22 protein-coding genes are annotated in these 24116 nt (G+C 67.7%); 20 read left to right on the forward strand and 2 right to left on the reverse strand.

All coding sequences use genetic code 11. From position 1 onward, the window contains the following. Positions 1 to 6: 6 nt before the first annotated feature. The 3 genes from ruvB to F8D48_RS05955 all read left to right on the forward strand — a co-directional run bounded on the left by ruvB (position 7) and on the right by F8D48_RS05955 (position 1999). Positions 7 to 1089: a Holliday junction branch migration DNA helicase RuvB gene (gene ruvB, locus F8D48_RS05945; protein WP_135971570.1), complete on the forward strand. Its 1083-nt coding sequence runs from the start codon at positions 7 to 9 to the stop codon at positions 1087 to 1089. Between the two features lie 166 nt (positions 1090 to 1255). Further along, positions 1256 to 1663 (forward strand): hypothetical protein, encoded by a 408-nt coding sequence (locus tag F8D48_RS05950; protein ID WP_135971569.1) that lies wholly within the window; start codon positions 1256 to 1258, stop codon positions 1661 to 1663. 132 nt (positions 1664 to 1795) lie between these two features. Continuing rightward, positions 1796 to 1999 carry a cold-shock protein gene (locus F8D48_RS05955; protein WP_016309120.1) on the forward strand — a complete coding sequence of 68 codons (204 nt, stop codon included), beginning with the start codon at positions 1796 to 1798 and terminating at the stop codon, positions 1997 to 1999. A 134-nt stretch (positions 2000 to 2133) separates the two neighbouring features. On the opposite strand, the gene F8D48_RS05960 is transcribed toward F8D48_RS05955, so the two are convergent. After that, on the reverse strand, positions 2134 to 3039 hold the full coding sequence (locus F8D48_RS05960; protein WP_135971568.1) for a class I SAM-dependent methyltransferase: 906 nt from the start codon (positions 3037 to 3039) through the stop codon (positions 2134 to 2136). Positions 3040 to 3288: 249 nt separating this feature from the next. On the opposite strand from F8D48_RS05960, the gene thyX reads away from it, so the two are divergent. The 6 genes from thyX to F8D48_RS05990 all read left to right on the forward strand — a co-directional run bounded on the left by thyX (position 3289) and on the right by F8D48_RS05990 (position 8645). After that, on the forward strand, positions 3289 to 3981 hold the full coding sequence (gene thyX / locus F8D48_RS05965) for an FAD-dependent thymidylate synthase (RefSeq protein ID WP_135971628.1): 693 nt from the start codon (positions 3289 to 3291) through the stop codon (positions 3979 to 3981). Positions 3982 to 4056: 75 nt separating this feature from the next. Beyond that, positions 4057 to 5154 (forward strand): DUF1385 domain-containing protein, encoded by a 1098-nt coding sequence (locus F8D48_RS05970; RefSeq protein ID WP_151430424.1) that lies wholly within the window; start codon positions 4057 to 4059, stop codon positions 5152 to 5154. 119 nt (positions 5155 to 5273) lie between these two features. Next, on the forward strand, positions 5274 to 6005 hold the full coding sequence (locus F8D48_RS05975) for an amino acid ABC transporter ATP-binding protein (RefSeq protein WP_135971631.1): 732 nt from the start codon (positions 5274 to 5276) through the stop codon (positions 6003 to 6005). An 11-nt stretch (positions 6006 to 6016) separates the two neighbouring features. After that, a complete protein-coding gene (locus F8D48_RS05980; protein ID WP_151430426.1) occupies positions 6017 to 6979 on the forward strand; it encodes a transporter substrate-binding domain-containing protein in 963 nt (320 codons plus the stop codon). Next, complete coding sequence (locus tag F8D48_RS05985) at positions 6979 to 7992, forward strand: amino acid ABC transporter permease (RefSeq protein ID WP_151430481.1); 1014 nt, start codon at positions 6979 to 6981, stop codon at positions 7990 to 7992. The genes F8D48_RS05980 and F8D48_RS05985 overlap by 1 nt, the downstream gene beginning before the upstream one ends. After that, on the forward strand, positions 7989 to 8645 hold the full coding sequence (locus F8D48_RS05990; RefSeq protein ID WP_151430428.1) for an amino acid ABC transporter permease: 657 nt from the start codon (positions 7989 to 7991) through the stop codon (positions 8643 to 8645). Before F8D48_RS05985 ends, F8D48_RS05990 begins: the two co-directional genes overlap by 4 nt. Before the next feature lie 15 nt (positions 8646 to 8660). On the opposite strand, the gene F8D48_RS05995 is transcribed toward F8D48_RS05990, so the two are convergent. After that, a complete protein-coding gene (locus F8D48_RS05995) occupies positions 8661 to 9152 on the reverse strand; it encodes a hypothetical protein (protein ID WP_240806254.1) in 492 nt (163 codons plus the stop codon). A 504-nt stretch (positions 9153 to 9656) separates the two neighbouring features. On the opposite strand from F8D48_RS05995, the gene F8D48_RS06000 reads away from it, so the two are divergent. The 11 genes from F8D48_RS06000 (at position 9657) to F8D48_RS06050 (ending at position 24020) form a co-directional block, all read left to right on the forward strand. Next, positions 9657 to 12185: a DNA topoisomerase I gene (locus F8D48_RS06000; protein ID WP_151430430.1), complete on the forward strand. Its 2529-nt coding sequence runs from the start codon at positions 9657 to 9659 to the stop codon at positions 12183 to 12185. Positions 12186 to 12237: 52 nt separating this feature from the next. Next, a complete protein-coding gene (locus tag F8D48_RS06005; protein WP_151430432.1) occupies positions 12238 to 13173 on the forward strand; it encodes a fumarate hydratase in 936 nt (311 codons plus the stop codon). Next, on the forward strand, positions 13166 to 13726 hold the full coding sequence (locus tag F8D48_RS06010) for a FumA C-terminus/TtdB family hydratase beta subunit (RefSeq protein WP_135971004.1): 561 nt from the start codon (positions 13166 to 13168) through the stop codon (positions 13724 to 13726). The genes F8D48_RS06005 and F8D48_RS06010 overlap by 8 nt, the downstream gene beginning before the upstream one ends. Positions 13727 to 14427: 701 nt before the next feature. Beyond that, positions 14428 to 15573, forward strand: coding sequence for an NAD(P)-dependent malic enzyme (locus tag F8D48_RS06015; protein ID WP_135971005.1), 1146 nt, complete (start codon positions 14428 to 14430; stop codon positions 15571 to 15573). 2 nt (positions 15574 to 15575) lie between these two features. Next, positions 15576 to 16643 (forward strand): dTMP kinase, encoded by a 1068-nt coding sequence (tmk, locus tag F8D48_RS11790; protein ID WP_205717341.1) that lies wholly within the window; start codon positions 15576 to 15578, stop codon positions 16641 to 16643. Then, the gene (locus tag F8D48_RS06025; RefSeq protein WP_135971006.1) at positions 16636 to 17793 is read left to right on the forward strand and encodes a DNA polymerase III subunit; all 1158 of its coding nucleotides are present in this window, start codon (positions 16636 to 16638) and stop codon (positions 17791 to 17793) included. Before tmk ends, F8D48_RS06025 begins: the two co-directional genes overlap by 8 nt. Next, on the forward strand, positions 17771 to 19297 hold the full coding sequence (locus tag F8D48_RS06030) for a regulatory iron-sulfur-containing complex subunit RicT (RefSeq protein WP_151430434.1): 1527 nt from the start codon (positions 17771 to 17773) through the stop codon (positions 19295 to 19297). Before F8D48_RS06025 ends, F8D48_RS06030 begins: the two co-directional genes overlap by 23 nt. After that, the gene (locus F8D48_RS06035) at positions 19298 to 20752 is read left to right on the forward strand and encodes a nicotinate phosphoribosyltransferase (RefSeq protein WP_151430436.1); all 1455 of its coding nucleotides are present in this window, start codon (positions 19298 to 19300) and stop codon (positions 20750 to 20752) included. A 91-nt stretch (positions 20753 to 20843) separates the two neighbouring features. After that, entirely contained in the window at positions 20844 to 21770 is a 927-nt protein-coding gene (locus F8D48_RS06040; RefSeq protein WP_151430438.1) for a DegV family protein, read from the forward strand. Position 21771: 1 nt separating this feature from the next. After that, positions 21772 to 22737 (forward strand): NAD(P)-binding domain-containing protein, encoded by a 966-nt coding sequence (locus tag F8D48_RS06045; protein ID WP_151430440.1) that lies wholly within the window; start codon positions 21772 to 21774, stop codon positions 22735 to 22737. Between the two features lie 293 nt (positions 22738 to 23030). Further along, complete coding sequence (locus tag F8D48_RS06050; RefSeq protein ID WP_151430442.1) at positions 23031 to 24020, forward strand: radical SAM protein; 990 nt, start codon at positions 23031 to 23033, stop codon at positions 24018 to 24020. Positions 24021 to 24116 lie beyond the last annotated feature (96 nt).

Genomic DNA, 24116 nt, shown 5'->3' on the forward strand with positions numbered 1-24116 from the left:
GTAGCCATGGCATTTGATCTGGACATAGAGGGCATCGGGTACGTGGCCGAGGGCGGCGCGTCTTCGGGGCGCGCGACGGCCGAGGGCCGCGAGCGGGCTGTGGCCCCCACCTTCACCGAAGACGACCTGGAGCTTGATTTCTCGCTGCGCCCGAAGCGGCTGGACGACTATTTGGGCCAGACCAAGGTGAAGGAGTCGCTCGGCATTATGATCGACGCGGCCCGGGCCCGGGGCGATGTGGCCGACCACATTTTGTTCTCGGGGCCTCCGGGCCTGGGCAAGACCACGCTCGCCACGGTGGTGGCCAACGAGCTGGGAGCTTCCATCCGCACCACCTCGGGGCCGGCTATCGCCCGCACGGGGGACTTGGCCGCCATCCTCACGAACCTCGAAGAGGGCGACGTGCTGTTCATCGACGAGATTCACCGTCTGAACCGCATGGTGGAGGAGGTGCTGTACCCGGCGCTGGAGGATTTCGAGCTGGACATCGTGGTGGGCAAGGGGCCGGCGGCCCGCTCCATCCGCCTCGATCTGCCGCGCTTCACGCTCATCGGAGCCACCACGCGCACGGGCCTGCTCACCGGCCCTTTGCGCGATCGCTTCGGCGTGGCCTTCCGCCTGCAGTACTACACGCCCGAGGAGCTGGCGCTCATCGTGTGCCGGTCAGCCACTATCTTGAACGTGTCCATCGACGAGGAGGGCGCGCTGGAAATCGCGCGGCGCTCGCGGGGCACGCCCCGTCTGGCGAACCGCCTGCTGAAGCGCGTGCGCGACTGGGCCCAGGTGCGCGGCGACGGCGCCATCACCGAAGACGTGGCCGCCGAGGCCCTCACCTTCTTCGAGGTTGACCACCTGGGGCTCGATGCGGTGGACAACCGCCTTTTGGAGGTGCTCTGCGTGCAGTTCTCGGGGCGCCCGGTGGGGCTGACCACCCTGGCGAGCGCCCTGGCGGAAGACCCCGACACAGTGGAAGACGTCTACGAGCCCTACCTCATGCAGCAGGGCCTGATGATGCGCACGCCCAAGGGCCGCCAGGCCACCCCCGGCGCCTGGGAGCACTTGGGCCTTATGGCGCCCGAGGGTTGTTAGCTCGGTCCGAGTCGATTTCGGCCGCCCCTCCCTGCGGCCGCTGACGTTGTCGGGCGGCCGGCCTGAAGGCCCGCCCCTACGAAGGTGCGAAAGAGGCTTGTTCCATTTGGAGGAGGAAGGCAGGCGCCCCGAAAGGCGCCCCTGCGGAGTTATTGGAGGAGCAACTGTGTTCGAGCAAGATTATCTGATGCGCATTATCGCCCAGCTCATGGGAGCTATTCGGCGGTCCATGGAGCGGGCGGCGGGAGAGGAGGATCCCGACGGGGCCGCGCGGATGCTGGATATGGCAGTGGGGGAGGCCGCCGATCTGGACGGCGAGGCGCTGCTTTCCCTGGCACCGGAGTCTATGGCCGCTATCCTGCAGGTGTCGGGGGTGGACCCGCACCTGACGGAGTCCATCGCCCGCAGCCTCTTGCTCTCGTCCCGCTACTACGCCGAGGCGGGCAACAATGACATGGCCGCCTTGCGCTCGAATCAGGCTCGGGCCCTGGCCGCCGCTTTTGGGCACGAACTGCCCTCGGAGGCGATGACCGATCAAGAACTTGAGGCTTTTCTTGAGGAAGCGGCAGAATAGCGGGAATTCCCCGCGAAAAACCGCGCAACTTAGCGTATAGTGATGGGGCGCTCCTAAATGGGGAGCTGGGGCCTCAGGGCCCGTGTTACTATCCCCTCTCGGAGGACGGGAGGGAGGAAAGAGGAAAGCATCATGGCGGAAGGCACTGTCAAGTGGTTCAACCCCGAGAAGGGCTACGGCTTCATTTCTCAGAACGACGGCGAGGATCTGTTCGTTCACTTCTCTGAGATCAAGATGTCGGGCTTCAAGACCCTCAACGAGGGCGACGCCGTTACCTTCGAGGTGACCGAGGGCCAGAACGGCAAGCTGCAGGCGAGCAACGTGGAACGTCTCTAAGCTTTAGATACTCCATCAACGCCGAAGGGCTCCGGAATTTCCGGAGCCCTTCTTTTTTCTTTCGCATGGATCGCGGCGTGGAGGGCCCTCATGTTCGGTGCGCGGAAGGAGGGGGCTGCCTGTCCGGAACGCCCTTACGCGGTGCCGTCGGTGTTCCAGGCGAGGAAGGCCCAGGTGACGGTGCGGGGCTCGGCGAGGCGCCAGGCGCCTTGGGCCACGCCCTTGCAATCGGGTTCGCCAGCGTGCTCGTTGGGCACCAGGTTGACGGCAAGCCATTCGCGCAGGTTGGCGCGGGCGCGCTCCCGCTCGGCAGCAGAGGCCTGCACGGCCGAGGAATCGTCGATCATGGCGGCCAGCTTCTCGAAGGCGTCCTCAGGGGTTGCGAACGTGTCCTCGCGGGTGCTCGCGATGTAGCGTACTTCTGCCTTGATGCCCTCGGCCGCCAAGATGTTGAAGGCGTAGAGGTAGTCGCGCCCGATCAGGCAGGGCAGCCCCGCGGCGGCCAGGATGCGCTCGTCCACACGCGGGGAGGAAGCGGTGGCCAGGGTGATGCACACGCGCCGGCGCGCCACCTCGGAAAGCCGCAGCAGGGAGTCGCGCAGATCGACGGTGGCGATGGAGCGCGAGGCGATGGCCACGTCGGTCATGCCCGCGCGCACGCCGAAGGCAGGCCAATCGTCTTCCCAGCTCATGAGCTTGGGGAAGACCGTGCGCACGCCTGCGGCATCGAGCCGGGCCTGCATCTGGTCGAGCATGCCCCGGGAGAAGTCGGCGGCCACCACCTTGTGCCCGGCCTCGCCGAGGGGCACGGCCAAAGCGCCGGTGCCGCAGCCCATATCGAACACTGTCTCGCCGGGGCGGATGGCGGCATAGGCCAGGAACTGCTCCACGTAGCGGTTCGGGGCGTCTTTGGTGGTGAAAGTGGCCGAGCGCTTGTCCCAGAACGAAGCGTCGTCGGCATGGCGCCGCAGCTTCTGGAGCTGTTTCCACTCCTCGTTCCAATCCGTTGAGCCGAGCAGGGGTGTAAATTCGTCGTGCATGGGGCCTCCCAGCCATATCGTCGGTCGTCCAGCCATTATACTTCTCCGGAATGAAAAGAATCGCTGATAGCGGCTCCCGAGCAAGGAGGAGTGCGGAGGAGGCGGCCGGCGTCCTGACCGAGCGAGTTCCGCAGCGACGAGAACAGCCCAGCGGGCTGTTCTCCTAAGCGAGGACTGTCTGAGCGAATCAGGATGCCGGCCGTCTCCGACAGGCGAAGACTCTCAGCGAACGACTTCAAGGAGAGCCTCATGCAGGTAGAGCTTCTGTACCATACGCCCGACCCCGAGCGCGCCATCGCCACGGCCGCGCGCCTGTGCTACGCGCCCGTGGGCGCGAGCGAGCTCATGGAGACCATGCCGCCCGAGCGGGTGCGGTCGGTGCTGTCCACCATCATGGGCTCGGGGCACTTCTCCACCTTGGAGCACGCGAGCTACACCTTCGCCGTGGACGGTGTGTCCCGGGCGCTCACCCACCAGCTGGTGCGCCACCGCATCGCCAGTTTCAACCAGCAGTCCCAGCGCTATGTGAAGTTCAAGGGCGAGATTCCCGTGGTGAAGCCGGCCAGTGTGGCCGCCGACCCCGAGACGGACGCCCTGTTCGACGAGGCCATCGCGAAGGTGACCGAGGCCTACCGCGTGTTGGTGGAGGCCGGTATTCCCGCCGAGGACGCGCGCTACCTTCTTCCCAACGCCGCTGAGACGAAGATCGTCATCACCATGAACGTGCGCGAGCTGCTGCACTTCTTCGAGCTGCGCTGCTGCAACCGCGCTCAGTGGGAGATTCGCGATCTGGCCTGGAAGATGCTGGAGCTGGCGCGGCCCACGGCTCCCTACATCTTCGCCGACGCCGGCGCGCCCTGCGTGCACGGCATTTGCCCCGAGGGGAAGATGACCTGCGGCAACCCCTTCCCGCGCGTGGATCGCGCGACGTTGGACCAGTAGGCGGTTCGGCGCCGCCCCGCTTGTCGGGGCGCGTCAAGCGAGGTATTCGAGAGCGAAAAGAGATACGAAGGACCCATGGCAAAGCAGAAGAGCGATCTGTCCCGCGCCTTTTCCGAGGACGGAGCTATTAAGACCCACGTGGGCGGCCAGGCCCTCATCGAGGGCGTGATGATGCGCGGCAAGTACAACTGGGCCGTGGCCGTGCGCGAGCCGAGCGGCGCCATCTACGTGGAAGAGCACGACCTGAAGAGCGGCCAGGATAAGAACGGCTGGATGTACTGGCCGCTCGTGCGCGGCTGCCGGGCACTCGTGGAATCGCTCATGCTGGGCTTCAAGGCCTTGGAGATTGCCGCCCTGCACGCCTTCGGCGATGCGGAGGGCGAGCAGAAAGCTGCCGCCGAGGCTTCGACCGAGGCCGTGGACTACGAGACGACGCTGACCGAAGATGCCGAGACGCGCGAGGAGGAAGAGGAGTTCGGGCACCGCGAGATGATGATCTCCATGATCGTGGGGCTCGTGCTGGGTGTGGTGCTGTTCATCGTGGCGCCGGCGGCTATCACGAACCTCATCGTGGGAGAATACGACGACCATACCTTGGCCTGGAACATCGTGGACGGCATCCTGCGCGTGGCCGTGTTCGTCTTCTATATCTGGCTCATCGGGCGCATGGAGGACATCAAGCGCATGTTCATGTACCACGGCGCCGAGCACAAGGCCATCCACTGCTTCGAGCACGGGCTGCCCATGACGCCCGAGAACGCCCGGCAGTTCCCGCGCCTGCACGTGCGCTGCGGCACGGCCTTTCTCATCATGGTCATGGTCATCGCCATTCTGGTGTACACCATCTTCCCCCTGAACGCTATCATCGCCGGCTTCGGGGTGCCCGACGGCCTGCCCAAGTTGCTCTTGGTCATCGTGGCGCGCATCGTGCTCATGCCCGTGATCGCCGGCATCTCCTACGAGATCACGGTGAAGTGGGCGGGAAGCCACCCGGACAACCCGCTTGTGAAGGTGATTCTGTGGCCGGGCATGCAGATGCAGTACCTGACCACCCACGAGCCCGACGATGCCCAGATGGAGTGCGCCATCGCCGCCATGCAGACGGTGCTGGCCCGCGAGGACGCCGAGGCGGCCCGGGCAACTGATGCGACGGAGGCGATCGCCGCGTCGTGACAGCCTGTCAATGAGCCGTGAAAAAGCCGTTGCGGCGGCGAAACCACGACCTGCAAGCTGAACGTTACAATCCCACCAATCTATTCGGTGCAACCTGCCAGATAGGAGCGTGGGATGTGATGGAGCCTCTTATCTCCGCGAAAGATCTCAAGAAGAACTTCGGCCACGTGGAGGCCTTGAAAGGCGTGTCCCTCGATGTGGCCGAGGGCGAGAAGGTGGTCGTCATCGGGCCGTCAGGCTCGGGGAAAAGCGTGCTCATCCGTTGCATGAACGCGCTGGAGCGCCCCGATTCCGGCGAGCTTACCGTGGACGGGATGGATCTTATGGCCCGCAAGGTGAACAGCCGTGCCCTGGCAAGCCGGGTGGCCATGGTGTTCCAGGGCTACAACCTGTACCCGCACAAGACCGTGCTGGAAAACGTCACCTTCGCGCCCGAGAAGGTGCTGAAGGTGCCCGCCGCCGAGGCGAAGGCGCGAGCGCTGGAGTACTTAGAGCGCGTGGGCCTTACGAGCAAGCTGGACAAGTATCCCGACCAGCTCTCGGGCGGCCAGCAGCAGCGCGTGGCCATCGCCCGAGCGCTGAACATGCACCCGAAGATTATGCTGTTGGACGAGCCGACGAGCGCGCTGGACCCGGAGATGGTGAACGAGGTGCTCGACGTCATCAAGTCGCTTGCCGAGACGAACATGACCATCGTGATGGTAACCCACGAGATGGGCCTTGCCCGCGATGCCGCCGACAAGGTGGTGTTCATGGAAAACGGCCTCGTGGTAGATGCCGGCACGCCGGAGTACCTGTTCGGGCCCGACTCCAACGAGCGCGTGCAGGCCTTCCTCTCGAAGATACTGTAGGGGGGGCTGTCATGGGAAAGCGACTTCTCACGCGCCGCGTCTTCGTTCGCACGGCAGCCGCGGCGGCCGGTGCGGTGGCCCTGGGCGCTGCGCTGCCTATGGCCGGCTGCGCGCCGGCCGGCGACGTGCTGCGGGTGGGCACCAAGGTAGACGTGCCCGGCTTCGGCTTCCAGAACCCCGAGACGGGCAACGTGGAGGGCCTGGAGGTGGATGTGGCCCGCGAGCTCGCCGCCCGCATCAAGGGCGATGCGAACGCGCTCGAGCTCACCGGGGTGAACGCCACCACCCGCGGCGCCATGCTGGACAACGGGGCGCTCGACGCGGCGCTGGCCACCTTCACCATCACCGAGGACCGCCGCCGCAGCTACGATTTCTCGCGGCCGTACTACATCGATACCATCGGCATTCTGGTGAAGAAGGACTCGGGTATTTCGGATTTGGCCGGCCTTGACGGCAAGACCGTGGGCGTGGCGCTGTCGGCCACCACGAAGGACAAGCTGCGCGAGGCGGCCGATGCGCTCGGCATCACGCTGAACTTCGCCGAGTACGCCACCTATCCCGAGATCAAGATCGCGCTCGTGGTGGGGCGGGTGGACGCCTTCTCGGTGGACCGCTCCATTCTGCTGGGCTACCAGGACGATACGACACAGCTGCTCGACACGCAGTTCGCGCCCCAGGAGTACGGCGTGGCCACGGCCAAGGGCAGCGAGCTGACAGGCCAGGTGGATGCGGCCATCGCGACCATGGAGGCCGACGGCACGCTGGCATCGCTGAAGGAACGCTGGGGGCTGTCGCTCGTGACCGAGGCCGACGTGGAGGCGGAGCAGGCGGCCGGCAGCACGGGACTCGGCGCGGGGGATGCGGCCGACGATGCGCCGGCGGGCGGGTCCGACGGCGTAGCCGCGGATGCGGGCGTCTCGGCCGATGGCGCTGTTGCGGCCGGTGGAGCCCCGGCGGCGGGGGGAGGTGCGTGATGGGGGAGATCTTCGCGCCCTATAAGTGGGAGGCGCTCTTCGCGCGCTGGCCCGACATCCTCGCCGCCTTCGGCACCACCGTGGGCATCTCGGCCGGCGCCCTCGTGCTGGCGCTGGCGCTGGGGTTCGTCTTCAGCATGCTGTCGGTGTCGCGTTTCAAGCCCCTGCGCGCCGTGGCCCGCCTGTACGTGGAGGTGGTGCAGAACGTGCCGCTACTTTTGCAGGTGTTCGTGCTGTACGCGGTGTTTCCGCTGCTGGGGCTCTCGCTCGCGTCGTTCTGGATCGGCGTGCTGGCCATCGGGGTGTACCACGGCGCCTACATGTCCGAAGTGGTGCGCAGCGGCATCGGGTCCATCCACCGCGGGCAGTTCGAGGCGGCAAAGAGCCAGGGCTTTACCTACCTGCAGACCATGATGCTCGTCATTCTGCCCCAGGCCATGCGCATCATCCTGCCTCCTTTGGCCGTGCAAGCGGCGAATTTGGTGAAGAACACGAGTGTGCTGGCCCTTATCGCCGGCGGCGAGCTCATGTACTTCTCCAACTCCTTCGCCGGCGACACGAGCTACTACGGGCCGGCCTACGGGGCGGCCGCGGTGCTGTACTTCGCCATCTGCTTCCCCCTGTCGCGGGCGGCGGTGTACCTGGAGCGCCGTATGCGCAGCCGCCGCCACGTGGTGACGGGTGACGCCACCGAGGTGCTGGAGGCCGACGGCGCCGAGGTGACCCCGGGCACCCACGACCTGACCGGGCGGGCGGCCGCGGCGGCTCTGGCCGGCGGCGTGACGACGATGATGGAGGGCACGACCTCGCTCGTGCCGCCGGTGAGCGACAAGGGCCGCTACCTCACCTACGCCGAGCTGTACGGGGTTGACCGCGGGGCCTGGCCCGACCCGGCCCACGGCAGCTATCCGCGCCCCCGCAAGCCCCGCAAGGGCCACGCGAAGCGCTTTGCCTCGCGGGATCGGCGGCGTCAGGCCGGTGGCGCGCGTCGCGGGAGAGGAGGCCGGAAATGAGCGATATCATGGCGCTGCTCACCTGGACGAACCTGCGGTTCCTTCTGGAGGGCCTGGGGCTCACGCTCGTCATCTCGGCGCTGTCCATCGCCTGCTCGGTGGCGCTCGGCGCGGTCATCTCCATCATGCGCGGCTCGCGGCTGCGCGCGCTGCGGGGCATCTCCATCGCCTACGTGGAGCTGTTCAAGAACACGCCGCTTTTGCTGTGGATCATGTTCACGTTCTTCGTGGCCCAGCTGCCGCCCCTGCCCGCAGCCGTGGTGGCGTTCACTCTGTTCACAGCGGCCTCGGTGGCCGAGATCGTGCGCGGGGGCTTGGCCAGCGTGCCCGCGGGCCAGTACGAGGCGGCCCGCTCCCAGGGCTTCTCGGCGCCGCAGATGTACGTGCTCATCATCTTGCCCCAGGCACTGCGCAACATGGTGCCGGCGCTGCTGTCGCAGTTCGTGACCACCATCAAGGACACGTCGTATCTGTGGGGCGCCATGGCGCTGCAGGAGCTGATGGGCCGCGGCATGATCCTCATGAACAGCTTCAACTCCACGGTGCAGATCTTCGCCATCTTCGGGCTTCTGGCGCTCATCTACTTCGCGGTGTGCTTCACCCTCTCTCAGTTCGTGCGCGCCTACCAGAAGCGCCTCAAGGGCGCGCGGTAGGGGTATGCAGAAGCCCTACCCCAAATATCCCAAAAACGGCAGGTAGTCCTGGGCGGAGTCGGGCACGGCGAGGGTGACGTCCTGCCCCATGGCGTTCACGGTGACGACGCTCGGGTCATCATAGGTGGTCACGGTGGCGTCGGTGCCGCCGTAGCTGATGGAGCTGGAGCCGGTCTTGGTGGCGCCGTCAGGCAGGCTCGTTACCTCCCAGCTGTCGATGTCGAGCGCGGCGATGGCGGCGTCCACCTCCGCGTCGGACATGCCCGTGGCCGCGGCGATCTTGTCGCGGTTGCCTTCCAGAGCGGCCTTCGCCTTGCTCTTCAGGCCCGTGGCGTCCAGGGCGGCGTTGGCGGCGGCGTTCTTGCCTTGCTCGAACAGCCCCGCCAGGGGGTTCTGGAAATTTGCGAAAGGGGATTCCAGGCCCAATTGGGGCAGGATGCCGAAAATGCCCACCAGGGCGATGAATGCAAAGATGAGGCCGATGAGGGCCTTGATGATCTTGTCCATAGGGGCCTCCTCGCGCCAGCGGCTCTCGGGCCGCCTCCCTGCTATCCTCCATGGGTCCGCGCAGACCCACTCTCGTCAGCTCCCGACCAGAAGGGTCGGCGAAAGGCGCCGTCGGTGGTGCGTACCGTGGTCGGTTTCGGCGAATCTGTGCTGCAATTCGACGGTGCCGTAGGTCCATGGTACCTTGGGCGGTCCTTCCTTCATAAATACCCCGCAGCATCTTCAAAGGTTGGCGATGAGATGTCCAGGGAATGACCACGGCCGCTGATGGCGCTCCGCTGCCCGGGCCGGCTGGTCGCGGCCGGCGGAGGCGGATGCGGGCGGCCGTCGTATTCTTCTTGCGCCGCTGCCGAAATCGTGTATCCTTTAGCCCCACGCGGAAACGCGGCCCCGAGCGCCGTCCTTCGCGTTCCTGCAAAACCCCGCGCACGTAAAACTTGAATGGGGAATCGTGCGAATGTCATTGGCCCGCGCCCGAGCGCGGCCCTAGGGAGGAGATCGTATATGAAGCTGATCGTCACCGAGAAGAATGATGCGGCGGTCAAGATCGCCGATCTGCTGGGTGTCACGAAGCCCAAGGCCGACAAGGTGTTCAACACCCCAGTGTACCGATTCGATGTGGACGGCGAGGAGTGGGTGACCATCGGCCTGCGCGGTCACATCCTGGAGCCCGACTTCACCCCGTCCCTTATATATAAGAAGCGCGGCGGTTGGTCCGGCGTGACCGCCGAAGGCGAGGCCGTGCCCGCCGTGCTGCCGGCCGCCTTGCCGGTGCCCCCCTTCAAAAAGAAGAAGCCCTTCACTGCTGACGGCGTGGAGCTGAAGGGCTGGAAGATGGAGGCGCTGCCCTATCTCATCTACGCGCCCATCGAGAAGCTGCCCAAGGAGAAGGACATCATCCGCTCTCTGAAGAACCTGGCGAAGAAGGCCGACTCCATCGTGATCGCCACCGACTTCGACCGCGAGGGCGAGCTTATCGGCTCGGATGCTTTGGCCTGCTGCCGCGAGGTGAACGCCACGGCTCCGGTGTCCCGCGCCCGCTACTCGGCATTCACCAAGCCCGAGATCACCCATGCCTTCGCGAACCTGGTGCCCATGGACGACGATCTGGCCGCGGCCGGCGGGTCACGCCGCGACATCGACCTTATCTGGGGTGCGGTGCTCACCCGCTACCTCACCCTGGTGAAGTTCGCCGGTTATGGCAACGTGCGCTCCTCGGGCCGCGTGCAGACGCCCACGCTCGCCATCATCGTCGAGCGCGAGCGCGAGCGCATGGCCTTTGTGCCCGAGGACTACTGGGTCATCCGTGGCGCCTTCGACGCCGGCGCGACGGCCGGTCCCACCCCGGGGGAGGGCCCCGAGGCCTTCGAGGCCCCGCACGCCACGGCCCGCTTCAAGGTGGAGGTCGAGGCCAGCGCGGCTATGGACCATGTCGCGGGTGCCACGAGCGCGCGCGTGGTGTCGGTGGAGAAGAAGAAGCGCACCGTGGCCCCGCCCGTGCCCTTCAACACCACCTCGCTCATGGCGGCCGCCTCGGCCGAGGGCATCAGCCCGGCCCGCTGCATGCGCATCGCCGAGAGCCTGTACATGGACGGCTACATCTCCTACCCCCGTGTGGACAACACGGTGTACCCCGACTCGCTCGATCTGGCCGAAGTGGTGAACGCCATCGCGGGCAACCCGGCCTATGGCCCCTACTGTCGCGAGCTTTTGGCGGCCGGGCCCCTGAAGGCCACCCGCGGCAAGACCGAGACCACCGACCACCCGCCCATCTATCCCACGGCGGCGGCCACGCCCGACGACCTGTCGGCGGCCGACTACAAGCTGTACAACCTGATCGCGCGCCGCTTTTTGGCCACGCTGTCGGGACCGGCCACGGTGGAGGGCACGAAGGTGACCCTGGATGTGGCCGGCGAGCCCTTCGTGGCCAAGGGCGACGTGCTGGCGGTGCCCGGTTTCCGTGCTATCTACCCCTATGGCCTGAAAAAGGACGAGACGCTGCCCGCCATGGCCGAGGGCGCCACCATCGCCTTCAACGGTGCCACCTGCACGAAGAAGCAGACCGAGCCGCCCGCCCGCTACTCCCAGGGCAAGCTCGTCCAGGAGATGGAGAAGCTGGGGCTGGGCACGAAGTCGACCCGCGCCTCCATCATCGAGCGCCTCTACCAGGTGAAGTACGTGCAGAACGACCCCATCGAGCCCTCGCAGCTGGGCATCGCCGTCATCGAGGCCCTCGATAAGTTCGCCCCTCACATCACCCATGCCGAGATGACCGCCGAGCTGGAGCATTCCATGGACCGCATCGCCGAGGGCGCGGTGACCAAGGCCGAGGTGGTGGAGAAGTCGCGCCAGCTTCTGTCCGAGCAGCTGGCCACGTTGATGCCCCATTCCGAGGAAGTGGCCGAGGCCCTGTCGGACGCCGTGGCGGCCGATGCCTACGTGGGGCCGTGCCCGAAATGCGGCAAGGATCTCCAGCTGCGGGCGAGTCACAAGACCAAGTCGATGTTCATCGGCTGCGCCGGCTGGCCCGACTGCGACGTGACCTTCCCGCTTCCCAAGGGCAAGATCGAGGCGGTGCCCGAGAAGTGCCCCACCTGCGGCATGCCCCAGGTGAAGGTGACGGCGTTCCGCAGCAAGCCTCGCACTCAGTGCATCGACCCGAACTGCCCCACGAACCAGGAGCCCGAGGTGGTGGTGGGGAAGTGCCCCGCCTGCGCGGCCAAGGGTCTCGACAAGCAGCTCATCGCGCGGCGCAACCCGCGCACCCTGAAGCGTTCGGTCACCTGCGAGAACTTCGATGAGTGCGCCACGCGCTACCCGCTGCCCCAGTACGGCGACATCGTCCCCACCGAGGAGGTGTGCGAGCACTGCGGCGCGCCTATGGTGGTGATCAAGACCGCCCGCGGCCCGTGGAAGCTGTGCCCGAACTTCGATTGCCCGGGGAAAGAGGAAGAGGAGAAGGCCAAGGCGGAGAAGAAGGGCGCCAAGGGCTCCACGAAGAAGGGTTCCGCAGGGAGCGGCCGGGGGAAATAGATTCGGTGATGGGCGGTCGGCGGGCAGTCCATCTTTTCGGAAGAGGTGAGCTGTGGAAGAGGTTCTGAGCAAAGAGGCGGTGGCCCGGGCTGTGTACGGTGCCATCCGGGAATGCGCGGTGACGCTGCGCCCGGATTTCCGCGCTGCCGTTGAGCGGGCGCGGGAGGAGGCCTCATGCCAAGAGCGCGCCGGCGGCGTTTCGACGGCTGATCCGCGTCCCGGCGGGGCGCCTTCCGCCTCAAGGGCGGCGGGGGTGCTCGACCGCATTCTGGAAAACGCCGCTATCGCCGCGGCCGACGGGGTGCCGCTGTGCCAGGACACGGGCAGCGTGTGGGTGTGCCTGGAGGTGGGCGAGGCGCTGATGGTGCCGGGGGATGTGCTCTCGGGCGTGAACGGCGCTGTGGCCCGGGCCTACGAGGACGGCCGCCTGCGCATGTCGCTCGTGCGCGACGCCCTGTTCGACCGCGCGAACACCGGGGACAACACGCCCGCCTTCTGCGAGGTGAGGTTCGTGCCCGGCGCCGATGCGACACTGCACGTGCTGTTGAAGGGGGGCGGCTCCGACAATGCGTCGCGCGTGGTCATGCTGCCGCCCGGGGCCGGTGCGGCCGGCGTGCGGGAGGTGGTGCTCGACTGCGTGAGGGAAAAGGCCGCCAACGCCTGTCCGCCGCTCGTGATCGGACTCGGTGTGGGGGCCACTTTCGACAAGGTGGCGGGGCTGGCCAAGCACGCGCTTTTGCGCGAGGTGGGATCGCCTGCTGCCTCGGACGCTGCCGCGGCCTTCGAGGAGGAGCTGCTCGCCGAGGTGAATGCCTTGTGCGTCGGTCCCGCCGCCCTGGGGGGACTGCCCACGGCCGTGGCCGTGCATGTGGAGACGGCCCCCTGCCATATCGCGGCGCTGCCCGTGGCGGTGAACATGGGCTGCTGCGCGATGCGCAGCGCGAGTGTTCCGCTGGTGAGAGACGGAAGGGCGGTGCACTGTGGGTAGAATCGTGTCGCTTTCCCTGCCGCTGTCCCGCGAGGATGTCGCGGAGCTTCGCGCTGGCGATGAGGTGCTGTTGTCGGGTCCGGTGTACACCATGCGGGACGCTGGACACGAGCGAGCGCTTCAATGCCTGGAAGAAACCGGGGAGCTGCCCTTCGGCCTGGCTGGCGCCACGCTGTTCTATGCGGGTCCCACGCCGTCGGCGGCCGGCCGGCCTTTGGGCTCGGTAGGGCCCACGACGGCCAGTCGCATGGACTTCGCCACGCCGCAGCTCTTCGCTGCGGGCATCGTGGCGGCCATCGGCAAGGGAAAGCGCTCGCCGGCAGTGGTGGAGGCGTGCCGCGAGACGGGCAGCGTGTACCTGTGCACCGTAGGCGGCGTCGCGGCTCTGTTGGCGAAGGCGGTCGTTGCCAGCGAGATGGTGGGCTGGGATGATTTGGGCACCGAGGCGCTCCGGCGGCTCACGCTGGTGGACTTCCCCTGCTATGTGGCCGTCGATGCTTGCGGCCGCGATCTGTATCGTGAGATAGAAGCAGCGGCTTCGTCGATGGCGTGATCGCGGCGCAGTTGCCCGTGGAGCCGCGGTGCCCCTCGACTGCGCGGCTGCGGTGCTGCCGACGATGGGGGCTGGTGTCGCCCGCCGTGCGGCTGTGATGCTGTCGGCAGCGCGATCGCGCCGCGGTACTGCGGGCAATGCGATTGCAGTCGTGGTGCTGCCGACGACGCGATTGCGATGTTGCGGTACTGCCGACGACGCGATTGCAATGTTGCGGTACTGCCGACGACGCGATTGCGATGTTGCCGGTGGTAGTCGGCGTTGCTGTGACGCGATCGCGCCAGCGCCGTTCTGCCCGCCCGAAAGTGCGATGTGCCCGGGTGGATCGTGCATTCGGGTCGCAAGTCGGCCCGCCGAGGCCTTGCTGCGGTGTCTTTCTGCCCCGAAAGTGCGATGCGCTCAGGTGAATCGTGCATTCGGGGCGGAAAAAGAGGATAGGGTGCCCTTCGGACATATGGATATGTCCCAAATGTGCGATCCGCCCGGGCACATTGCACTTTCGGGGCAGAAAGAGAGGGGTCGCGGGCGATTTTGCTCTGTTTGGCGGCGCGAAATCGCGATCCGCCCGGGTGCATCGTGCATTTGGGGCGGGAGGGATCGCAGCGCGGCTTTTTCGTGGCTTATGGGCTGGTGCGGCCCTCGTCCGTCGCTATGGGTTACAATAAGCAGGTTAAAAGAACCTGTTCAAAGGATGCGAAACCATGGACATTGCTGAGGAGGCCCTGGCGGCTCACGCCGACTGGAAGGGCAAGCTGGCCTTTGACCCGAAGATGGACATTGCCACCCGCCACGATCTGGCCGTGGCCTACACGCCTGGCGTGGCCGAGCCCTGCAAGGTGATCGCCGAGAACCCGGAGGCGGCCTACGAGTACACCATCAAGGGCAACACCGTGGCCGTTGTCTCCGACGGCAGCGCGGTGCTGGGCCTGGGCAACATCGGCCCCGCGGCGGCCATGCCGGTCATGGAGGGCAAGGCCGTGCTGTTCAAGCGCTTCGGCGACGTGGACGCCTTCCCCATCTGCCTGGACACCCAGGACACCGAGGAGATCATCGAGACGGTCATCCGCATCGCCCCGGCCTTCGGCGGCATCAACTTGGAGGACATCGCGGCGCCCCGCTGCTTCGAGATCGAGGCGCGCCTGAACGACGCCCTGGACATTCCCGTATTCCACGACGATCAGCACGGCACGGCCATCGTGGTGCTGTCGGGCATCATCAACGCCCTGCGTCTGACCGGTAAGGACACTACGGCCCGCGTGGTGGTCAACGGCGCAGGGTCGGCCGGCATCGCCATTGCGAAGCTGCTGCTGAGCTACGGCTTCGAAAACGTCACCATGTGCGACATCCGCGGTATTCTGAGCAGCGCCTACGAGGGCATGAACGATGCCCAGCGCGCTATGCTGGCGGTGACGAATCTGGATGACGCCCAGGGCACCCTGGTCGATGCCATGGCCGGGGCCGATATCGTCATCGGCGTATCGGCGCCCGGGGCCATCACCGGCGAGATGGTGGCCTCCATGGCCGATGACGCCATCGTATTCGCCATGGCCAACCCCACTCCTGAAATTTTCCCCGACGAGGCGAAGGCCGCCGGGGCCCGCGTCGTGGGCACGGGGCGCTCGGACTTCCCGAATCAGGTGAACAACGTCGTGGCCTTCCCGGGCATCTTCAAGGGCGCCCTCCAGGCCCGGGCCGAGCGCATCACCGAGCCCATGAAGCTGGCCGCCGCCCGGGCCCTGGCCGCCTTGGTGTCCGACGAGGAGCTGTGCGAGGATTTCATCATGCCCGACCCCTTCGATCCGCGAGCTGCCGACGCTGTGGCCGCCGCCGTGCGCGCCGAGGCCTAGCTGTGGCTGAATCTCGGCGACAGGACGGTTGCGGACTGCTCATCACCTTCGAGGGCGGTGACGGAGCGGGGAAATCGACCCAGATCCGCTTTCTGGCCCGGCTGTTGGAAGGGGCCGGCCGCGAGGTGGTATGTCTGCGCGAGCCTGGCGGCACAGCCGTGGGGGAGGCCCTGCGGCGCGTGGTGCTGGATCCGGCCCACGGCGCCATGAGCGACCGGGCCGAGCTACTCATTTACGAGGCGGCTCGGGCCCAGATCGTCGACGAGGTGATCGCGCCGGCTCTGGCGCGGGGCGCCGTGGTGCTGTGCGACCGCTTCTTCGACTCCACCGTGGCCTACCAGGGGGCGGGCCGGGGGCTGGACGGCGCCTTCATCGCGGCGGCGAACCGCTTCGCCTGCGACGGCCTGGTACCCGACGCCACCATTCTGCTTGTGGCTCCCGAGGAGGCCGTGCGCTCGCGCATGGGCCGCCGCGGCGGCGCCGACCGCCTGGAGCGGGCCGGAGACGCCTTCCACAGTCGTGTGGCCGAGGGCTTCGCGGCCCTGGCCGCCGCCGAGCCCGAGCGGGTGCGCATCGTGAGCTCCCAGCTGCACCGCACCGACACCTTCCGCGCCGTGCTGGCCGAGTTGGCGCCGCTGCTGCCCGAGGCCGCCGCGGCCCTGGCCGCCGACGGTGATGACCCGGCGGCCCTGACGGAGCTCGTGGTCGCCGTCATGGAGGAAAAGCGCCGCGAGCGGGAGCGCGAGAGGAAGCGGGCCGCCCGGCGCGACCGCCACCGCGCTTCGGGGCGCGGCCGCCAGGGGGGCGCGCCGGCGCCCAAGGGCGGCCGGCATCCGCAGGGCGCCCGCGGCAAGAGCGCGAAGGGCGGCAAGGCCCCCCGGGACTCTCAGAAAGCGAAGGGTCCCACGGGCGGTAAGGCCCCCCGGGACCCTCAAAAGGCAGAGGGACCCAAGGGGCCCCGGAACGCCCCGGGCGGCGCGGCGTCCCGCGACGGCCGCCGCGCTTCGGGCGCCCCGGCCCCCGCGAGCAGCCGCGGCGACGGGGCGGGGAAGGGAGACCGCCGTGGCTGACGCCTTCGAGAACATCCTGGGCCAGCCGAAGGTGCGCGAGTTCCTGCGCGCCTCGGTGGTGTCCGAGCGCGTGACCCAGGCCTACCTGTTCGTGGGACCGGCCGGCTCCAACAAGACTCTGGCGGCCTACGCGCTCGCCCAGGCGCTCATGTGCCCCAAGGGCCCTCACGGCCCCCGGGGAGGCATGTGCGGCGACTGCAACCGCTGCGACAAGGTCATGCGGCGCAAGCACCCCGATGTGCGCTATTTCGCCCCAGCCGGCGCCAACGGCTATCTGGTGGAGCAGGTGCGCGAGATCGTGGCCGACACGGCCATGGCCCCCATTCAGGCCGACCGGAAGATCTACATCCTCGACCGGGTGGATCAGCTGGGGGCCAGCGCCGCCAACGCCTTCCTGAAGACGCTGGAGGAGCCCGAGGACGACGTGGTGCTCATCCTGCTCGGACGCACCCGCGCCTCGGTGCTGCCCACCATCGTCTCCCGCTGCCAGGTGGTGCCCTTCCGCCATATCCCCGCTTCCGAGGCGGCCGGCATCGTGGCCCAAAACACCGGGGCGGCGCTCCCCCAGGCCCGTATGGCCATCGAGGCCTGTGGCGGCTCCATCACCGCGGCGGTGGCCTTTCTCCAAGCGCCGGGCAACGAGCGGCTCGCCTTCCGCAGCCGGCTCTTCGCGGCCCTGGCTCGCCTGGCCCGGGCCGACGACTGGGACATCGTGGAGATGGCCCGGGAGCTGTTGGAGGCCTCCAAGGCCCCCCTCGATGTGGTGCGGGCCTCTCAGGAGACGGAGCTGGCCGAGAATGCCGACTTCCTCGCGAAGTCGGCTATCCGCCAGATCGAGGCGCGCAACAAGCGCTCGCTGTCGGCCAAGACCACCGAGTACTTGCGCCAGACCACGTCGCTCGTGCGCTCGTGGCTGCGGGACGGCATGATGGTGGCCGCCGGCACCCCCGATCTGATCATCAACACCGACGTGCGCGAGGTGCTCGTCGATCTGTTCTCGACGGCCGATGCGGGCCGCTTGGCCGCGGCCGCCGCCAAGGTGGACGACTGCGAGCGGGCCCTTGCCTATAATGTATCCCCAGAAACGTGCATCGACGCGTTGCTGTTCGACGTAAGAGAGGTTCTCAATGATTCGGGTCGCACCGATTAACCTGACCTTCAATCCCAAGACGCTGTGGTTCGACCCCGGCGACCTGGAGATTAAGAAAGACGATCCCGTAGTGGTGCGCACCGCCCGCGGCACCGAGTTCGGTATTGCCGCTAGCGAGGTGATCGAGGTGGGCGAAGAGCAGGTGCGCGCCTTGAAGAGCGCCCTGCGCCCCGTGGAGCGCGTGGCCACGGAAGAGGATGTGCAGCGTGCCGCTGAGATGGAGGAGAAGTCCCGCGAGGCGCTGCCCATCTTCAAGGAGATGGCCCGGGAGGCCCACGAGGACATGCACCCGGTGTCGGTGGAGTTCCTGCTGGACGGCGACAAGGCTGTGTTCTACTTCGAGGCCGAGGAGCGCATCGATTTTCGCGAGCTGGTGCGCAAGCTGGCCAGCCGCTTCCATGTGCGCATCGACATGCGTCAGATCGGCGTGCGCGACGAGGCCCGCATGGTGGGCGGCGTGGGCCACTGCGGCCAGGAGTTGTGCTGCAAGCGCCTCGGCGGCGAGTTCTGCCCTGTGTCCATCCGCATGGCCAAGGAGCAGGGGCTCTCGCTGAACCCCCAGAAGATCTCGGGGCTGTGCGGGCGCCTCATGTGCTGCCTGCGCTACGAGTTCGACGCCTACAAGGATTTCAAGGGCCGCGCCCCCAAGCTGAACGCCACGGTGTCCACGCCGGCCGGTCCGGCCAAGGTGGTGGACCACGACGTGCCCCGGGAGATCATCTCCCTGAAGGTTGAGGGGGAGAAGCCCGTGAAGGTGCCCCTGGCCGACTTCGACCCGGCGCCCGAGGGGGCCAACCGCCCCAATGCCGTGGGAGAGGAGGCCTGGGAGGAGGCCACGAGCGAGCGCGGCACGGGGCTCGGCGAAGCGCTCATCTTCTCGACGAGCCAGTTCACCGGCTCCGATAAGCTGGCCGAGGGGGCGAAGGTGCGCCACACCGGCGGTGGCGGCTCGCGCCGGGGCTCCTCGTCGCCCCGCAGCCGGGCCGAGGGATCCGCACCGGGCCGTTCCCGCGGCAAGCGCTCGGGCCGTGGCGACAATGCCGCCCCCGCTGCCGCACCGGCCCCCCGCAAGCGCCGTCGGTCCACGAAGCTGGCGGCGGCCGAGGACGGCCATGCCCTAGAGCGTGTGTCCACCTCCCGGGAAGAGAAGGACGCCGCCGCCCCCAAGCCGCGCCGCTCCCGTCGTCCCAAGGACGGCGGCCGTGCCTCGGGCGAGGGCCGCAGCGCCCAGCAGGGCCGCGGCGGCCAGGGCTCGTCCCGCACCAAGGGCCCCGGCGCCTCCGAGCGCGGCAACGGCTCCAAGCAGCGCAATGGCGCCCGGCCGGGCCAGAGGTCCTCGGGCCTGGCGGCGAGCCGCCCCGACCGCGACAACCGCGCCGAGGGCGCTCCGCGCGGCGAGGGGGATGTCGCCCCCAAGCCACGCCGCCGCCGGCGCAGCCGCCGTCCCAAGGGAGAGGGCGGCGCGGCGGGCGCCGGCGCCTCCGACAAGGGAGGGAACGCCTAGATGAACGTGGACTACGCCCTCCTGACCGATCTGTACCAGATCACCATGGCCCAGGGCTACTGGGACGCGGGCAAGACCGAGGAGGAAGCCTGCTTCACCATGTATTTCCGCGATTACCCCTTCAAGGGGGGCTATGCGGTGGCCTGCGGCATGGCCCAGCTGGCCGATATGGTGGAGAACTTCCGCTTCAGCGAGGAGGACATCGCCTACTTGGCCAGCCTGGAAGCGCCGGGTGGCGGCCCGCTGTTCAGTGGAGACTTCCTTGCCTACCTGGCCGATCTGCGCCTGACCGTCGATGTTGACGCGGTGCCCGAGGGCACCATCGTGTTCCCCCACGAGCCCATCGTGCGGGTCACGGGCCCCATTATGCAGTGCCAGCTCATGGAGACGGCCCTGCTGAACATGGTGAACTTCCAAACGCTCATCGCCACCAAGGCCGCCCGGGTCGTGCGGGCCGCCCGGGGTCGGGCCGTGGCCGAGTTCGGCCTGCGCCGGGCCCAGGGGCTCGGAGGCGTGTGGGCGAGCCGGGCCGCCGTGGTGGGCGGCTGCGCCTCCACCTCCGACGTGCTGGCCGGGCGCCTGTTCGACATTCCCGTGTCAGGCACCCACGCCCATTCCTGGGTCATGTCCTTCGACGACGAACTAACGGCCTTCCGGGAGTACGCCCGCGTTTTCCCGCGCAACTGCATCCTGCTCGTGGACACCTACGATGTGGAGCAGGGCATCGAGCACGCTATCACCGTGGGGCTGGAGATGCGCGAGCGCGGCGAGCGCCTGGCGGGCATCCGCATCGACTCGGGCGACCTGTCGTGGCTCTCGAAGATGGCCCGGCGCATGCTGGATGGGGCGGGGCTGACCGACTGCGGTATCGTGCTCTCCAATGACTTGGACGAGTACACCATCCAGTCCATCCTGGACGAGGGGGCCGACGTCATGTCCTTCGGCGTGGGTACGAAGCTGGCGAGCGCCTACGACCAGCCCACCCTGGGCGGCGTCTACAAGCTGGCTGCCGTGCGGCCCGGCCCCGGCGCGCCCTGGGAGGATCGCCTCAAGATATCGGAATCGACGGCGAAGCTGACGACGCCGGGCGTGCTGGACGTGCGCCGCTACTACCACGGCAACGGTACCGTGGCCGGGGACATGGTCTTCGACGTGAACCGGCCGCCCGCCGGTCGCGAGGTCATCGTGGATCCCCTGGACGACCTGCGCCAGAAGAACCTGTCGGGCCTTTCTTTCGAGACGCTGTTGGCGCCTTTGGCTCGTGGGGGCCGGGTGGTGCTCGCGCCTCAGTTCCGCAACGCCTGCGCCGCCCGGGAGCGAGCCGCGGCCGGCCTTGATAGGCTGGACGAGACCCAGCTGCGCATGCTGAACCCCCATACGTACCCCGTGGGGCTAGAGGCGGGTCTGAGCGATCGGCGCCGGGGGCTTGTGGCCGAGCTGCGCCACATTCTATAGGTTGAAGCGGCGCAGGGGCCCGACCCGAGCGGTCGGAGCCCGCGCCGATGCGAGAGAGGCGGCTCCGTGGGGTCGCCGGGAAGGGGCGTTCATGGCGAACTGCCATCTCATTATCGACTCCTGCTGCGACCTGCCGCCGCAGGTGGTGAAGCGCGAGGACGTCACCCTCATGGGCTTTCCCTACATGATGGACGGAGGCACGTTCACCGACGATTTGTTCGAGTCCTCCACGGCCCAGGAGTTCTACGATGCCATGCGCAAAGGCTCCGAGCCCTCCACGGCCCAGGTGGCCCTCTCGACGCTGACCGACACCTTCACGGCGGCCGCCCAGGAGGGAACGCCCTGCGTGTACCTGGCGTTCTCAAGCGGGCTGTCGGCTACCTACGATGCTGCCTGCGTGGTGGCCGATCAGGTGCGGGCGCAGTATCCCGACTTCGAGCTGCACCTGGTGGACACCCATCTGGCCTCCGTGGCCGAGGGGCTGCTCATCTACGAGGCCCTCGTGCAGCACGAGAAGGGCATGACCGCCGCCGAGCTGGCCGCCTGGGCCGAGGAGGCCCGCTGCTTCGTGAACGAGGAGTTCATGGTGGACGACCTGGGGGCTTTGCGCCGGGGCGGTCGCATCCCGGCCTCGGTGGCCGTTGCCGGCGCCGCCCTGGATGTGAAGCCGCTGCTCGTTATCGGGGAGGACGGCAAGCTGGCCCTCACGGGCGTGGCCCGCGGCCGTAAGAAGGGCATCAAGCAGCTGGCGGAGTTCTACAAGAAGAACGTGGATGCCTCGGGGCCGAGCCATGTGGCCCTCATCGGCCACGCCGACTGCCCCAAGGACGCTGGCCGCCTGCGGGAGCTGCTGCTGAAAGAGGACCCGAACCTGTTCGTGCTGGAGTGCAGCATCGGGCCAGTCATCGGCAGCCATGTGGGGCCCGAGATGCTGGCCGTGGTGTTCTGGGGCGCTGACAAGCGCGACAACATGTCCGTGGCCGACCGCATCGCCCGCAAGGTGAAGGGGGAGAGGTAACATGGCCGCATCCTATGCCTACGTGGGCGCGCCCACATTCATCAAGGCCGTTCAGGGCCGCCTTGCCGATGCCGGGCTCGTCCGTGCGGATGACACGGCCTCGGCCGATATCGTCGTCACTTTCTGCACGACCGCCTCGGCCCTGGAGGATCTCTATTTCGGCGACGACGGCCTGGTGGGCAGCGCTGGGCCGGGCACCGTGCTCGTGGATCTGTCGGCCACCACGCCGAACTTCGCCCGAGAGATCAACGCTGTGGCGACGGTGAACGACCTGGTCATGGTGGAAGCGCCCCTCACGGTGCGCTCGCTCGTGGCCGAGGATGCCTTCGCCCGGGAGAACCTGCTAGGGCCCGTGGCTTCGGAAAGCGAGCTGTCCGAGGAAGTGCGCACGCTCCTGGAGGCCATCTTCGGGGAAGTAGTGGAAGTGGGCGCTCCCGGGCGCGCCCAGCTCATGCGCAGCACGCACACCCTGCCCCTCGCGGCCAACCTGGCTTCGGCTATCGAGGCCGTGGCCCTCGACGATGCGGCCGCCCGCTCGGTGGGGGCCCTCGATGCCGATCAGGTGCCGCTGTTCTGCACGGTGAGCACCGACCCGGTGGTGCGGGCCGTGCAGCAGCGGCGCTTCGCCGGAGACTACACGGCTGAGATGCTGCTGGCCGAGCTGTCGGCCGCTCTCATGGCCGCCGACGATGCCGAGGTGATCCTGCCCGGCGTGGAGGCGACTATGCATCTGCTGGAGCTTCTGGCCGTGATCGGCGGGGCGGACATGGCCCCGGCGGCCCTGGCCCTGGTGTACCGCGACGAGGCCGCCGGCGCCGCGGCGGGGCTCGACTGGACCCGTGCCGAGCAGGCCTACGGACGTGGCAGTGACCATAGTCGGGACGAGGACGAGGACTGGAGCGACTATGACGACCCGGACTGGGCCGACGACTCCGATTACGACGACTTCGACTACACCGCAAACTAGGGCACTTCCGCGCGCTTTGGCGGCGCGCGGACTGCTCGACGCTGCGGACTGTCGCCGGTGTCGGGGATGGGGGATGCCTTGATTCGTCGTTTTGTTTCCGTCGACCGTCGTTTCGCGCAGTAATCGCCGCGAAATAGACTGCGCCGCGCGAGGGGTCTCGCAAAAAGTTTTCCATGGAAAACCATGAACAGGTGTTATAGCGCCTGCTACGGATAGATTTGCCTCATAGTGAGAGATTGGAATTTGGAAAGATCTATCTCGCGGCGTTTGCTGCGCAGATTGAGGGGTTTGAGATGCGAGAACTGAAGTCGGTCGGTCAAGGTGGCCCGCGCCCCCTCTGCGCAGCGCCATCGTCGTGCGATCTGTGCCCCCGCGCCTGCGGGGCGAATCGGGCGGCGGGGAAGCGCGGGGTGTGCGGGGCCGACGGGCGCCTGCTCGTGGCCCGCGCGGCGCTGCATTTCTGGGAGGAGCCGCCTATTTCTGGAGAAGGCGGTTCCGGCACGATCTTCTTCGCGGGCTGTCCCCTGCGCTGCGTCTACTGTCAGAACGCCGAGATCGCGCTGGCCGAGCATGCCCGAGAGATCACCGTGGAGCGGTTGGCGGCCATCATGGGGGAGTTGGAGGCGGCGGGCGCCCTGAACATCAACTGCGTGACGCCCACGCACTACGCGCCGCAGATTCGCGCGGCGGTGGGACTCGCGCGGGCGGCGGGGATGTGTCTGCCGGTGCTGTGGAACACGAGCGGGTACGAGACCGTGGCCGCCGTGGAGGCGAACGCGGGGTGTGTGGACGCCTATCTCACCGACTTCAAGTACGCCGACGGCGTGCTCGCGCGCCGCTACTCCCACGCAGCCGACTACCCGGAGACGGCCCTGGCCGCCCTTGAGGCTATGGTGCGGGCGGTGGGGCCCTGCGCCTACGATGAGTACCGCGGCCAAGAGCGCTTGACCGGCGGCGTGGTGGTACGCCATCTTATGTTGCCCGGGGCCCTGGAGAACTCCAAGGCCGTGGTGCGGCTTTTGTACGGGCGCTTCGGCGGCGCCATCCGCCTCTCGCTCATGAACCAGTACACGCCGGTGCTCGTTCGCGCGGCCGAAGCGGGCAGCGCCCGGGCCGCCTCGGCGCTGGCGGGCTGTCCCGAACTGGCCGAAACTGTGCCCGATGAGGAGTACGAGGCGCTGCTGGACTTCGCCGACGAGCTGGGGGTGTCGGACTACTTCTGGCAGGAGGGTGGCGCGGCCGAGGAGAGCTTCATCCCCGCCTTCGACTTCACAGGGCTGTAAACTTCCCTCGCTGTGGCGGGCGGCTCGGGCCCAATAGTGTAGGATGAAGAGGTGAAAGCGCGCGGGCCCCGTAGGGGCGCGCATCGGCCCGTCTCT

Origin of the sequence: Adlercreutzia muris (assembly GCF_008831045.1) — a bacterium.
Lineage (GTDB): Bacteria > Actinomycetota > Coriobacteriia > Coriobacteriales > Eggerthellaceae > Adlercreutzia > Adlercreutzia muris.